This is a genomic window from Saccharomonospora sp. (assembly GCF_027317685.1).
Taxonomy (GTDB): Bacteria; Actinomycetota; Actinomycetes; order Mycobacteriales; family Pseudonocardiaceae; genus Saccharomonospora.
In genome coordinates this window covers 47,424-60,912 of record NZ_DAHVQP010000124.1, presented here as the reverse complement: position 1 = coordinate 60,912, position 13,489 = coordinate 47,424, and the positions used below count along the sequence as shown (strand labels likewise).

Sequence of the window (13,489 nt, the reverse complement as noted above, 5' to 3'; positions counted from 1 at the left end):
GGACGACATCAGAAACCGAGGTAGGCGTGGCGCAGCTCGTCGTCCGCGGCGAGTGTCGCGGCGTCCGACCGCGCCACCACCCTGCCGAGGTTGAGCACCACTCCGTTGTCGGCGATGGACAGTGCGCTGCGCGCGTTCTGTTCGACGAGCAGCACCGTGAGCCCCTCGGTGTCGACCAGCTCCCGCAACACCGCGAAGATGCGGGAGACGACCCGCGGGGCCAGGCCGAGCGACGGTTCGTCCAGCAGCAACGTCTCGGGTGCCGACAGCAGCGCCCGGCCGATCACGAGCATCTGCCGCTCACCACCGGACAGTGAGTGCGCCGCCTGCCCCTTGCGTCGCTGCAGCGACGGGAACAACGCGTACACGTCGGCGATCGTGGGCGGGGTACGCACCGACGAGCGGGCGGAGCCGAGCAGCGCCCCGAGGCGGAGGTTCTCCTCCACCGTCAGCTCCGTGATCACCCCACGCCCCTCGGGGACGTGGGCGATCCCGGCTCTGGCGATGTCCTCGGCGCTCGCTCCGGTGAGGTCCACCCCACCGAGCTCGATCCGGCCCGCCTGTGGCCGCAGCAGTCCCGACACCGTGCGCAACAACGTCGTCTTCCCCGCGCCGTTCGCCCCCAGGACGGCGGTGACCTGTCCGGGGGGAGCGGTGAGGTCCACGTCGTCGAGCGCGGTGACCGGACCGTAGCGCGCGGTCAGTCCCCACACGCACAACCCGGTTCGCGCCGCACCGTCCGCACGGACGGTCCGGTCGTCCAGCATGCTGTTCATACGTGGGCCTCCTCCCCCAGATACGCCGTCACCACGGCGGGGTCCTCGGCGATCTCGTCCGGAGTTCCCGACGCGATCACCCTGCCGAAGTCGAGGACGGTGATCCGGTCACACACCGACATCACGAGGTCCATGTGGTGGTCGACGAGCACGATCGCCATCCGGTCGGACAGCGCGCGCACGAGCTCGCCGAGTTCGCCCATGTCGTCGTGTCCCAGGCCGCTCGCCGGTTCGTCGAGAAGCAGCAGTTCCGGTTCCGACGCAAGGGCACGGGCCAATGCCACGCGCTTGCGCACGGGATACGGCAGGCTGTCCGGCAGCGCAGTGGCATAGGTATGGATGTCGAGGTCCCGCAGCACCGCTTCCGCTCTCGCTCGGAGTGCCCGTTCGTCGGACACCGAACGCCGCAGTCCCAACAGCGCGGGGGCGAAGCCCGTTCGGCGGAACCGGTCGGCGCCGACCATGACGTTCTCGAGCACCGACAATCCCCGGAACAGTCCGAGGCCCTGGAGCGTGCGGGCGACGCCGAGCGACGCCAGCTGGTGCGGGCGGGGGTGGGGCACCGTCTCGCCCCGCACACGGATCTCTCCCGCAGTGGGCCGCACGAACCCGCAACAGACGTTGAACAGGGTGGTCTTACCCGCGCCGTTGGGGCCGATCACGCCGTGTATCTCTCGCGGTCGGGCCGTGAGCGACACGTCCGACAGCGCGGTGAGACCACCGAAGCGCACCGTGACGCCCTGGATCTCGAACAGAGGATGCTCCGGCCGTGTCCCGCCGGTGTCAACCGGGTCTTCCCGCCGCACGTTCGCCCCTTTCGCCGCTGGGCTTCGTCGCCGCCCGCTCGCCAGCCGGGCGGGACACGCAACAGCTTCGTGTCGGACGCCCAACGGCGGCCATAGGCACACCGCCCAGCATTTCGACGACGAATTGGGCGGAACGCCCGACCCTGTCGGCTCGCCGTGGCACGAACGTGTCGGGAACACGCGAAAACCCGTCGACGAGTCGCGGATTCGTACTGTGTCTCCACCCCTCACCACGGTGGAACGCGCGGGAAGGCCCCGGTTCCGCTGTGCACGACGCACGGGAACGCCGGACGCACCGCACACCGTGTCGTGACACCCGCAGGACGGCGGCACATCACCCGGTTCTCACCTCGAGTTCGGGCTTCGTACCGGAAACAGTGGACGTGACGCCGTGAGACATGCCATGGTCGATTTCGATGGCAACGGCAGCAGCGGGTCACTCGACGAAAGGCGAGGTCTCCTCGCCCGCGAGAGCCGCCCTGCGCCTGCTCAGCACAGCGCTGCTGAAGGAACTGGACGTCCTAGCGGACCGGCTGACCCTCATGGTGTTGCGCGCCGAACCCGCCTACGCCGAACTGGGCGCCGCGGCACCCGACGCGCTGCGGGAGAACCTCAAGTCCAATATCCAACGGGGTCTTCAGACACTCGGTGGATTGGTACCGAAGGGTGTCAACCCACAGGACACCTCGCGGGAGACCGGCCGTCTCCGGGCCCGCGAAGGCGTGCCGTTGGAAGCCGTGTTGCGGGCCTACCGGTTGGGTGGCCAGGTCATCTGGGAAGGACTGCTGTCGGCGTCACGGGAACGGTTCCAGGGCCGCTACGACCGAGAGTTGTTGGCCGCGGCAGGCTATGTCTGGCGCGTCATCGACACCAGCTCCGCCGCGCTCGTGGACGAGTACCGGCTGGAGGAATCACGACTGCGCAGCCAAGAGCTCAGCAAACGCCACGCGTTCCTCAACGCCCTGCTCGACAGTAAAGGCACCGACGCCGCATTCGCCCAAGAAGCCGCCACCGCGCTCGGCCTGCCCACCCGTGGCCCCATGCTGTGTGTGGTGGCTCCCGTGGAAGCCCCCGCCGACGAACCGATTCGCTCGCCACGGGACACGCTCGCCTCGCACGGCATCGTGTCGTCGTGGCACGTCCGGCCCACGGACATCGTCGGCCTGATCGCGCTGGGCGACCACTCCCCCTCCGCCGCGCTCGACGCGTTACGTCCCGTGGTGTCCGGCCGGGTCGGAGCCTCTCCCGTGATCCCCTCCCTCGCCCACGTCGGTGACGCCTACACACTCGCCCGCACGGCGGCGAACACGTTGTCGGGGCCGGGCGTGGCGTTCCTCGACGACCATCTTCCCGAGGCACTGCTCGTCGGCAGTCCCGAATTGACGAACCGGCTGGCGCAGGTGGCGTTCGGCAACCTGCTCACGTTGCCCGAACACGAGCGGGAAACCCTGCTCACCACGCTGGAAGCGGTGATCGACAACGGTGGTTCACCCACCCGGGCGGCGCAGCGGCTCTACTGCCACCGCAACACCGTGATCTACCGCCTCCAACGCATCAAGTCGATCACCGACCGTTCACCGTCCCGACCGCGGGACCTGCTGCTGTTCACGCTGGGCCTGTTGGCCCTGCGCCGGGGCAGTGCTCATTGAAGCCCTTGAGGCTGTAAAAAGCAGCGGCGACCATTTCCACGCCCCACCCACCTCCGATCCTTCCGGCCTTCTCAAAACCACCGGCGGCCCTCGGTTCTCGGACAACTTGGAGCCGCCCGGATCTCAAGGGAATCCCCGGCCGTGTCCGCACTCTCGTCCGGCCGGGTGAGCGCTGTGCGTCGAAACCATGGGCCCCACTCGCGGCGTGGCAAGCTGGTCTGATGCGGACCTCGACTACGCCGTGGCCCGGTCCTCGACCTCTCCCGGCGTCCGACGCCCTGTTCGCACACGTCGACACCCCGGCAACCCCTCAGCATGTCGGGACGGTACTGGTGTTCGAGCCGGGTCCGGAGCTGACGACCGAACACGCCGCCACCATACTGACCACGATGCCGGGCGCACTCGGCCGAATTGCCCCCGCCACCGCCACCTGCCCCGCACGTTGGGTCCCGGTGCCGGGCAGAACAGCTTTGTCCCGTGTGGATGCGGAATCGGTTGCGGAGCTGTCTGTCGCGGTCGACGAGTTCTTCTCCACGCCGCTGCGCGCCGACCGGGCCGTTAGCGCGGCGAGGCTGGTCACCGGGCTCGCCGACGGGCGCAGAGCGCTCCTGGTGAAACTCCACCACTGCCTGGGCGACGGCATGGCCGTGATGCAGGCGCTGCTGTCCGACACCGACGACGCGGCACGATTGTCCTGGGCGGCCGCGCCCGCGCCACCGGCGTCGCGCACGGGAGTGTCCTTCCTCCGCGCGGGAATGCGTCCGATCGTCACAGGACTGCGCGCCCTGGCGACGGCAGGACGGTCACCGAACTCGCCGACGGACGGCCCCCTACCCGACGCGCGGAGGAACCACGTGCTCGCGCGACTGCCGGGGCGAGCCGTCCGTACGGCCGCCCGAGCGCACGAGGTGAGCGTGGCCGAATTCCTTCTCGCGGTGTTCGCGCAGGCATGGCACGACGCCGGCACGGGAGGATCCGAACGGTTCCGGCTCATGGTGCCGTGGTCGGTGCGGGGCACCGACAGCCTGCGCGTGGCGGGCAACCACACCGGTGCCGTGTCCGTCGACCTGCCCGTGGGGACGATGGAGTTCGGCGACCGTGTCCGTCGAGTGGCCTCGACGATGCGGTCCCACATCGACGCGGGCGTGCCCGTGGCCGCCAATCTCGTCGTGCACCTGCTCGGTGTCCTCCCTCCGGCCCTGCACCGGGCAGCCGCTCGACACGTGTACCGGGAGACCTGGTTCAACGGGGTCGGCACCGTGATGCCCGGGCCACGACGGGAGGTGCGTTGGCACGGTTCGGTGCTGTCGGAGGCCTATCCCGTACTGGCGCTCGCACCGGGCACCGGGCTGGCCTGGGGTGCGCTGACATGGGGGCCGTGGATCACGCTGTGCGTCACGGTCGCACCCGAGTCGGGACCGCTCGCCGGTCCACTCACCAAGCGGATGACCGATCTCGTCACGGATGTCGTTGCTTGAGGAGGGCACGTGATCGGGCCGGGCACGCGTGTGCTGATCACCGGTGGTTCGTCGGGGATCGGCGCGGCGACAGCGGAAGCGTTCGCGGCGCGCGGATGTCGCGTCGTGGTGGCGGGCCGCAACGCCGCGGCCTTGACCGAGTTGGCACGGCGTATCGGTGGGACGTCGTGTGTCGCCGATCTGGCTGATCCCCACGCCGCCGACACCGTGCTCGCCGAGGCGGGCGAGGCCGATGTGCTCGTGGCGGCGGCCGGACTGGGTTGGGCGGGCCACCTGCCAGGGATGGCCGCCGACGACATGGAGTCGCTGGTGCGCGTCAACGTGCTCGCCCCGATGCGACTGGCACACGCCGCGTTGCTCGGCATGCGGCGACGTTCAGGCGGTCACCTCGTGTTCGTCTCCTCGATCGCCGGGCACATGGGTGTCGCCGACGAGGCCGTGTACTCCGCGACCAAAGCGGCCGTGAACGTGCTTGCCGCGAGCCTGCGCCACGAAGCGGAACCACACGGTGTGGGTGTGTCGGTGGTGGTGCCGGGGGCGGTCGACACGGCGTTCTTCTCCCGGCGCGGCACCCCGTACTCACGGCGGTTCCCTCGTCCCGTTCCCGCCGAGACGGTGGCGGCCCGGATCGTACGTGCGGTGGAACGTCGCCAAACCGAGGTGTTCGTACCACGCTGGCTCCGCTTCCCCGCGAGGTTGCGAGGTGTCGCTCCGCGTCTCACCGACGCGCTGCAACACCGATTCGGCTGAGGCGGCTCACAGGCCCCGGGCGGCCCGCAACGACTCCTTGAGCGAGCCGAGCGTGGCCAGCACGGCCGTGGGTTCGTAACCGCAGTGCGCCATGCAGTTCGCGCAGCGAGGATCCTTGCCCCGGCCGTAGGAGTCCCAATCGGTGGTCTCCAAAAGCTCGGCGTAGGTGCGTGCGTAGCCGTCACTCATGAGGTAACACGGCTTCTGCCAGCCGAACAGGGAGTACGACGGCACACCCCACGCGGTGCAACCGAAGTCCACTTTGCCCTCGAGGAAGTCGAGGAACAGCGGCGAGTGATTGAGCCGCCAGCGTTTGCGGTTGCCGTTCGCGAACGCCTTGCGGAACAGTTCCCGGGTCTCCGTCACCCCGAGGAAGTGTTCCTGGTCGGGCGCCTTCTCGTAGGCATAGGCGGGCGAGACCATCATCTCGTCCACTTCGATCTCGTCGTTGAGGAAGTCGAGCACCTCGGTCAAGGTCTGCGGCGTGTCGGTGTTGAACACGGTCGTGTTCGTGGTGACGCGGAAACCGCGGCGCTTCAACTCGGCGATGGCCTCGACCACCTCGTCGAACACGCCTTCCTTGTCGACGGCGGCGTCATGGCGCTCACGCAGACCATCGACGTGCACGGCGAACGCGAAGTATCGCGACGGCTTCAGGTCGAGCTTGTCGATCTTACGCCGGAGCAGGGCGGCGTTCGTGCACAGGAAGACGTACTTCTTCCTGCGCACCAATTCGTTGACCATGGTGTCGATGTCGGGGTGCATCAACGGTTCGCCACCCGCGATCGACACCATCGGCGCGCCACATTCCTCGATGGCGGCCACCGCCTGTTCCACCGGCATGCGCTGTTTCAGCACACTCGCCGGGTGCTGGATCTTGCCGCAACCGGGACAACCCAAATTGCACGCGAACAACGGCTCCAGTTCCACGATCAACGGGAACTTTGAACGTCGACGTAATTTCTGAGCCATCAGATAGCGCGCGATGCGCAGACTCTGGTGCCACGGCATGCTCATCGGTGCCGCACCTCCTTCACGAAGCTGTCGTTCATCCACGTCCGCCGTGTGACGGCCGCCGCCCACGCCCGTAGCGCGGGCCCCGCGGCCGTCAGCGCCGCCAGTGCCGTGGCGCCGCCCGAGACCGTCGCCGGACTCGCCAACGGCCGTTCCGGGGTGTCCACCACCGCACGCAGCACCACGACGGGCCTTCCGTCGCCGACCAGCTCCGTCAACAGCCCGGATTCCAGGTCGAGCGCCACGGAACCGTCGGCGGGTGCGGGATCCCGCACTCGCCAGACCACCCGGTCGGACTCCACGAGATCGCCACGATGGACGATGCGTCCGATTCCGTGCAGGGCCGCGGCCAGCAACGACGCTGAGGAACACCGCCACGTACCGCGCGACGACCGCACCACGTCGGGGACCACGAAGTCACCCGGACGAGCTGCAGGAGTGAGCGCGCAAGCCACTCCCGCCACGACCACGGGGACCTCGGGACGCTGTCGCAGCGCCGCCAATACCGCCGACCGTCGGCGTCCACGCATCCCCGCGCGTACGACATCTCCGCCTCGAAGCCCCCACCACACACTCACCGACTCCACGGCCAGTGGGCACACGACGAGCACATCGTCAGCCCGTCCCGGCATCGTCACCTCTTTCCGAGGTACCGACCGAGCGCGCTGAGCGGAAACACGACCCGGTACATGTGGTAGCTGATGTAGAAGTCGCCGGGGAATCCGGTGCCGGTGAACTGCGGCTCGTCCCATCCGCCGTCGGGACGCTGCGTGGCCATCAGCCATTCCACGCCCCTTCGCGCGGCGTCACCTCGTTCACCCGCGGCGAGCAGCGCCAGCAACGCCCACGCGGTCTGCGACGGTGTGGAATCACCTCGACCCACCCAGGTACGGTCTACATAGGAACGCAGGTCCTCGCCCCAGCCACCGTCGGCGTTCTGGTGAGCCACGAGCCACTGCACTGCCGCGCGCACGGCCTCGTGCTGGGGCGAAATGCCACACGCCACCAAGGCCGGAACCACCGCACCCGTACCGTAGATGTGGTTGGCTCCCCACCGTCCGAACCAGGACCCGTCCACTTCCTGGTGATCCAGCAGCCAACGCACGCCGCGCTGCGCGGCTTCGCTGTCGGCCATTCCCCGGGCCGCCAACATCTCCACGATGTGCGCTGTCACATCGGCCGACGGCGGGTCGATCACCGCACCGAAGTCGCAGAACGGCAGCTTCTCGCACAGCGTTCGGGTGTTGTCGGCGTCGAACGCCCCCCACCCTCCGTCCGAGGACTGCATGCCCACCAGCCATTCGGTGGCCCGGTCCACCGCGGCGTCCACCCGCTGAGGGTCGGGGTGCTTCACCCGCTGGAGCCCGAGCACCACCTCGGCCGTGTCGTCGGTGTCCGGGTAATTGTCGTTGGCGAACTCGAACGCCCATCCCGACGGGGTCAGATCTGGCCTGCGCACCTGCCAGTCACCGCCGACCCGGATCTCCTGGCCCAGAATCCAATCGGCGGCCCTGACCAGGGAAGGATCGTCCGGCGGCGTTCCCGCGTCCAACAACGCCGTCATCGCCAGCGCCGTGTCCCACACCGGCGACTGGCACGCCTCCAGTTTGCGTATCCACCCGTTCTCCGTGCGGTAACGGATGGTGAAGCCCTCCAACCCGTCGATCGCCTTGCGGAGCACCGGGTGATCCAGCGGATACCCACGCAGGTGCAGAGCGAGGATCGAGTACACCCACGGCGGCTGGATGCCACCCCAGCCTCCATCGCTCTCCTGCCGGTCGAGGATCCAGCGTTCCGCCCGTTCCAGCGCTACCTTCCGCAAAGGCTTCAGCGGCAACTTCTCCAACCGGTGCAACGCCGAATCGAGGCCGTGGAACACGGACGCCCAGGACAGTGGTGACTCCACCTCCCGAGGACGGACACCGGTACGCAGCTCACGGACACTGAAACCGAGGTCCCTGGTGGGCCGGTGGGAACCGACGATCGTCAACGGCACCACCGTCTGCCTGGCCCAGCTCGCCCAGTCGTAGATGTTCAACGGGAACCAGTCGGGAAGCAGCATCATCTCCGGCGGCAGTACCGGCAATTCGCTCCACGACCACTCCCCGAACAACGCCAACCAGATCCGCGTGAACACCCGCGTGGACTCGATCCCACCGTTGTCCAGAATGTACTCGCGAGCTTTCCGCAGGTGTTCGGCGTCCACCGGGTCGCCCGCCAGTCGCAGGGCAACGTAGGCCTCGACGGTCGTGGACAGGTCGGAAGGGCCTCCGTAGAAGATCGCCCACGTTCCGTCGGCACGTTGGCAGGACCTGATCCAGCGCGCGGTCTCCTGGGTGATCCGCTCGTCGGTGATACCGAGGAACTGCCGCAGCATGAGGTCCTCGGCGTCCATCGTCACATTGGTATCCAGGTCACCTTTCCACCAGCCCTCCTCACGCTGCAACGACTGCAGGTATCGGCGCGCGGAGGAAACGGAACTCCGCACCCGGTCGTGTGTCGAGGACAGTTCACGGGTCAGCACATCGGTCATCGGTCACGCTCCACGACGAAACGGGTGAGGTCGGCCAACGCCGCATGGATGTCCTCGGGTGGATTCACCGTGGCGAGGCTGGACTCGGCTGCGGCGATGTAGCGGTGAGCACGATCGCGGGTCCAGGTGATGGCACCCGTGTCCTCGATCAGCGCCGCCATCGTGCGCACGTCGGCATCGGAGGGCGGGCGCTCCCTTCGGTAGAACTCCCGCAGGGCCGACGCACTGTCGGTGTCCGAATTCAACGCCGCCACCACGGGAACGGACTTCTTCCGCACTCTCAGGTCGGCCAGCACGGGTTTACCGGTGGTTTCCGGGCTGCCGAGTATGCCGAGCAGGTCGTCGACGAGCTGGAAACCCATTCCCAGGTTGCGTCCGAAATCTCCCAGTGCCGCGACGGCACGATCGTCGGCGCCACCCAGCAGTGCACCCAGTTCGGCCGCACACGCCATGAGTGACGCGGTCTTGCCGTCCTCCATGTGCAGGCACTCCTCGACGCTGACGAGTATGCGACTTTCGTACTCGATGTCGGCGCTCTGCCCCTCGATCAGCCTGTGCACCGCGGCGGTCAGGCGCCGGCTGGCGGAGCGCTTCCCTACCGAGTCCAGCACTTCCACGGCGAGTGTCAACAGCGCATCACCCGCCAGGATGGCGGCCGGAGTACCGAACAATCGCCACGCGGTGGGCCGGTGCCGACGCTCGGTGTCACCGTCCATGACGTCGTCGTGCAGCAGTGAGAAGTTGTGCACCAGCTCCACGGCCACGGCACCCGGAAGCGCCGATTCCGGCGGAGCTCCCACGGCTCTGGCCGCGAGCAGCGCGAGCGTGGGCCGCAGCGCCTTCCCTCCGTCACCGTCCACGGCGTCGCCGTACTCGTCGGTCCAACCGAGGTGGTAGCTGGCGATACGCCGCATCGCGGGTGTGAGAGTGGCGACCGCCTCACGCAGTGCGGGCTGCACCAGCTGCTGGGCGGCGTTCACCTCGGACGGTAAGGTCGCGGTCATCGGCTCACACCTCCAGCCAACTGAGTGAAGACCAGGTCGGCGGCTCGGTGTCCACTTTGCACGGCTCCCTCCATAGTGTCGGGCCAACCTGTTGCGGTCCAAGAGCCGGCGAGGACGAGGCCGGGCAACGCCGTGTGTTGGTCCGCACGCAATCTGTTCGACCCCGGGCTCTGGCGGAAAGTGCCCCGCCGCTGCCGGGTGACGAAGAACCTGGAGTGCGGTGTCGTCGCCGCATCGGGGAACAACCGGCCGAGTTCGGCGAGAAAGACCTCGCGCAGCGTCGACGCCGGGGCGGCGAGCCACGTTTCGGCCGCCGACAGCGACACCGTGAGGTACTGCCCTTCGGTCAGTCCGGCCGCGGCGGTGCGATCGAACACCCACTGCACGGGGGACGACACCGCCGCGACGAACGAGAGGTCGGTGACCGGACGCTCGTACACCACGTGCACGTTGACGATGGGGACCACACCCAATCTCGCGAGACGCCATTGCTGCAGCCCCGCACGCTCGGGACACACGCGAGCCGCCGTCTCGGGAGGCACGGCGAGCACGACCGCGTCGGCATCGAGCACTTCGTCGTCCAGTCGCACCAGAAACCGCCCGCGCACGGGCGCGACGCCCCGCACCGGGCTGTGGGTCCGTATCTGGCCACCGCGTTCGAGTAGGTACTTCTCCGCGGGCCGCACGTGCAAATCCTCCAAAGGCCAGCGCGGTATCCCGATGTCCGCGGCGTCCGCGGCGTCGAGCAACGCCGTACGGAACACCTTCGCCGCCGATGCCAGCGACACCTGCGACACATCACCGTTGAGGGCGGCAACCGTGATCAGGTTCCACAACCTGTCCCGGGTCGCGTCGTTCTGGCCGTGGCGGACGAGCCAGTCACCGAAACTGTGTGAATCCAGCGCGGCGTCGTCCGGATCGAGCGACCGCAGCGCCAGCGCGGCCCGGAGAACCCGTACGCGGTCGGCCGGGCGCAACGCCTTGTACCGGGCGATCGCGGACGCCAGGTGCAGTGGTGCCGGGGCATCGGTGCGACGTAGCTCCGAGAACCGACCACCCGGGGCGATCACCGGCACGTGAAAACGATCCTGCACGTCCATGCCCGCGGAACTGCCTAACCGATCGAGCAGACCTTGGTAGGCGGTACAGCACCGAAGCACGACGTGCTGTCCGTTGTCGACAGTCATACCGTTTCGCTGGAAGGAGAACGTCGCCCCACCCAGTCGTGCACGAGCCTCCACCAAGGTCACCGCGAACCCGGCGTCGGCGAGATCGCAGGCCGCGGTGAGACCGGCCAACCCGGAGCCGGCCACCACCACGTGCGCTTCCGTGGGGCCGGCCCCACTCGCTCGGGGCTGTGCGCACGGCGCCGTCACGGTGTGCCTCCGGCCAGGGCCACACCCGCCACCAGAACCTTCTCCCAGTCCGGAAGGCTGGTGCGGCCGCGCAGCACGCGGTCCGGACGCAGCGCCATGCGGGTGAGCAGTCGGTGGTAGATCCCCGCCATCGCCGCGCAACACGCGCGACTGCGCCGATCGAGGGAATCGAGCAGGGACAGTCCCCGCTCGTACCATTCCTGTGCTCTGACGGCCTGGAACTCCAGCAACGCCACGAGATCGTCGGGATCGTCGACGAACGCGCCGTCGTCGTCCCGATCGAGTGTGCACCCGAACCGCGCCAGCTCGTCGGCGGGCAGATACACCCGGCCGTTGTCGAGGTCCTCGACCACGTCACGCAGGATGTTGGTCAGCTGAAGCGCGACTCCCAAATCATCGGCGACCACGGCGTCGCGACCCCGATCCGGACTGCCGAAGACCGCCAGGGAGAGCCTTCCGACGGAACCGGCGACGTATCGGCAGTACTGCTCCAATGACGCAAACGTCGGATACCTGACTCCGAGTACATCGGCCCGACACCCGTCGATCAACTCGTCGAACGCGTCCAACGGCAGATCGAAACGCTGCGCCGCGTCCGCGAGGGCGATGAGCACGGGATCGTCGGTGTCGGTGGCCCCGGACTCCAGCGCGCGTAGGTCCGCGCGGGCGTTCTCCAGTCCTTTGAGCTTGACCTCGCGGGCGAGGTCGCCGTCGCCGATGTCGTCGATCCTTCGGGCGAAGGCGTAGACCGCGCTGAGCGCGTTACGTTTGGGCGTCGGCAGCAGTCTGATCCCGTAGGAGAAGTTACGAGCCTGCTCACGTGTGATGCGAACACAGTCGTCGTACGCCCTCTCCGGATTCATCGCGCATCACCGAGGCCCAACGAGCTCACCAGGGACAGAAGGACGTGTGAACGTCGAGGGCGCGGTGTGCGGGCGAGCACGTCGAACCCCGCATCGACCAGTGCCCGAGCCGTAGCCCTGCCTCCGGCGACGTAACCCGCGACGGCCAACCGCGCCACCCCGCGTAAGCCGCCCACCAGCGGCGCACCCTCGTCCAGCAGCCGTACGGCACGCTGCACCTGCAACGCGACGACTGCCCGGACACCCGTACTCGCTCGCGCGGCCATGAGGTCGCCCTCGGTGACCTCGAACCGGTCGAGGTCTTGGCGGGGCAGGTAGATCCGTCCCGCGCAAGCGTCCTCGGCCACGTCCTGGCAGTGCTCCAACACCTGCAGCGCGCTGCAGATCCGATCGGACAGGTGAGCGTGTCGCTCGGTGTGCGTGTCGAACACCCGCAACACCAAGCGGCCCACGGGTTCGGCGGACAGCGCGCAGTACTCGAGCAGCTCGTCGAACGTGTGGTAGCGATGCACCACCTGGTCACGGCGGTTCGCCTCGATCAGCCGCTCCAACTCGGAGCGCGGTAGTTCACACACCGACACGGTGTGCGCCAGTCGCTGGAACAGCGGATCGTCGCTGGCCTGCCCGGCGTACAGCCGGTCGAGCGCGGCGGATACCCGATCGAGTTGGAAGAGGCGGTCTCCCGGAGCCTCGTCGCCGATGTCATCCACCATCCGGGCGAATGCGTACAACGTGAGTAGGTGCCGCCGGTACCGGGGCGGCAGCACGTGAAGGGCGACAGGGAAATTCTCCTGCCGCGCTCGCACGCGCAACCACTCCAACGGCGGTGACGCCTGTGCCGTTTCGGCATGCATGGGCCTCGCCTCGTCCCGTTCGGCCCGTTGGCCGGCCAACCGCATCTGATGTCCTATTGTCGTTCGGGTCTCGTATCGGGGCAACTCCGAAAGCAAAACATCGGTTTCTCGAACCTTCGGCCAGTACCGAGGTGTCGCGGCGACTCGGACACGCCGTGATGGCACGGCCATCCCCTGTGCCACAAGCGATCTCGGACCCCCGCATCCCTCCGGGAGTGCCTTACGAACTCCCACAAGAGTTCTGTGGCAACCCCACGGTGCCTGAAGATCCGCGTGCGCGGATACACGGGAACACGGGGCAAGCCATGGAGGGATCCGGTTTCACCCACTGTCCACAGTCTCTTCCCTAGACGCCGTGGGCGAAACCGATCTCATTCAGAAGATCT

12 protein-coding genes are annotated in these 13,489 nt (G+C 68.1%); 3 read left to right on the top strand and 9 right to left on the bottom strand.

What is annotated here, in order from left to right:
• Positions 1-8: 8 nt before the first annotated feature.
• Positions 9-776, bottom strand: coding sequence for an ABC transporter ATP-binding protein (locus M7H19_RS14645; RefSeq protein ID WP_298181687.1), 768 nt, complete (start codon positions 774-776; stop codon positions 9-11).
• Positions 773-1,582, bottom strand: coding sequence for an ABC transporter ATP-binding protein (locus M7H19_RS14640; RefSeq protein ID WP_298181684.1), 810 nt, complete (start codon positions 1,580-1,582; stop codon positions 773-775). The genes M7H19_RS14645 and M7H19_RS14640 overlap by 4 nt, the downstream gene beginning before the upstream one ends.
• Positions 1,583-1,998: 416 nt before the next feature.
• On the opposite strand from M7H19_RS14640, the gene M7H19_RS14635 reads away from it, so the two are divergent.
• From M7H19_RS14635 to M7H19_RS14625, 3 genes are all read left to right on the top strand, one after another.
• Positions 1,999-3,231: a PucR family transcriptional regulator gene (locus tag M7H19_RS14635; RefSeq protein ID WP_298181683.1), complete on the top strand. Its 1,233-nt coding sequence runs from the start codon at positions 1,999-2,001 to the stop codon at positions 3,229-3,231.
• 221 nt (positions 3,232-3,452) lie between these two features.
• Positions 3,453-4,709 (top strand): WS/DGAT domain-containing protein, encoded by a 1,257-nt coding sequence (locus M7H19_RS14630; RefSeq protein ID WP_298181682.1) that lies wholly within the window; start codon positions 3,453-3,455, stop codon positions 4,707-4,709.
• A 9-nt stretch (positions 4,710-4,718) separates the two neighbouring features.
• Positions 4,719-5,459, top strand: a complete 741-nt coding sequence (locus M7H19_RS14625) for an SDR family NAD(P)-dependent oxidoreductase (protein ID WP_298181681.1) — start codon at positions 4,719-4,721, stop codon at positions 5,457-5,459.
• Between the two features lie 6 nt (positions 5,460-5,465).
• On the opposite strand, the gene hpnH is transcribed toward M7H19_RS14625, so the two are convergent.
• Genes hpnH through hpnC form a run of 7 tightly spaced genes read right to left on the bottom strand, consistent with a single transcriptional unit; the run spans position 5,466 to position 13,148 of the window.
• Positions 5,466-6,476 (bottom strand): adenosyl-hopene transferase HpnH, encoded by a 1,011-nt coding sequence (hpnH, locus tag M7H19_RS14620; RefSeq protein ID WP_298181679.1) that lies wholly within the window; start codon positions 6,474-6,476, stop codon positions 5,466-5,468.
• Positions 6,473-7,105 carry a hypothetical protein gene (locus M7H19_RS14615; protein ID WP_298181677.1) on the bottom strand — a complete coding sequence of 211 codons (633 nt, stop codon included), beginning with the start codon at positions 7,103-7,105 and terminating at the stop codon, positions 6,473-6,475. Before M7H19_RS14615 ends, hpnH begins: the two co-directional genes overlap by 4 nt.
• Before the next feature lie 2 nt (positions 7,106-7,107).
• A complete protein-coding gene (shc, locus tag M7H19_RS14610) occupies positions 7,108-9,006 on the bottom strand; it encodes a squalene--hopene cyclase (RefSeq protein WP_298181674.1) in 1,899 nt (632 codons plus the stop codon).
• Entirely contained in the window at positions 9,003-10,010 is a 1,008-nt protein-coding gene (locus tag M7H19_RS14605; RefSeq protein WP_298181671.1) for a polyprenyl synthetase family protein, read from the bottom strand. Before M7H19_RS14605 ends, shc begins: the two co-directional genes overlap by 4 nt.
• Complete coding sequence (hpnE, locus tag M7H19_RS14600; protein ID WP_298181669.1) at positions 10,007-11,386, bottom strand: hydroxysqualene dehydroxylase HpnE; 1,380 nt, start codon at positions 11,384-11,386, stop codon at positions 10,007-10,009. The genes M7H19_RS14605 and hpnE overlap by 4 nt, the downstream gene beginning before the upstream one ends.
• On the bottom strand, positions 11,383-12,249 hold the full coding sequence (hpnD, locus tag M7H19_RS14595) for a presqualene diphosphate synthase HpnD (RefSeq protein ID WP_298181666.1): 867 nt from the start codon (positions 12,247-12,249) through the stop codon (positions 11,383-11,385). Before hpnD ends, hpnE begins: the two co-directional genes overlap by 4 nt.
• Positions 12,246-13,148 carry a squalene synthase HpnC gene (gene hpnC, locus M7H19_RS14590; protein WP_298181663.1) on the bottom strand — a complete coding sequence of 301 codons (903 nt, stop codon included), beginning with the start codon at positions 13,146-13,148 and terminating at the stop codon, positions 12,246-12,248. Before hpnC ends, hpnD begins: the two co-directional genes overlap by 4 nt.
• Positions 13,149-13,489: the final 341 nt, after the last annotated feature.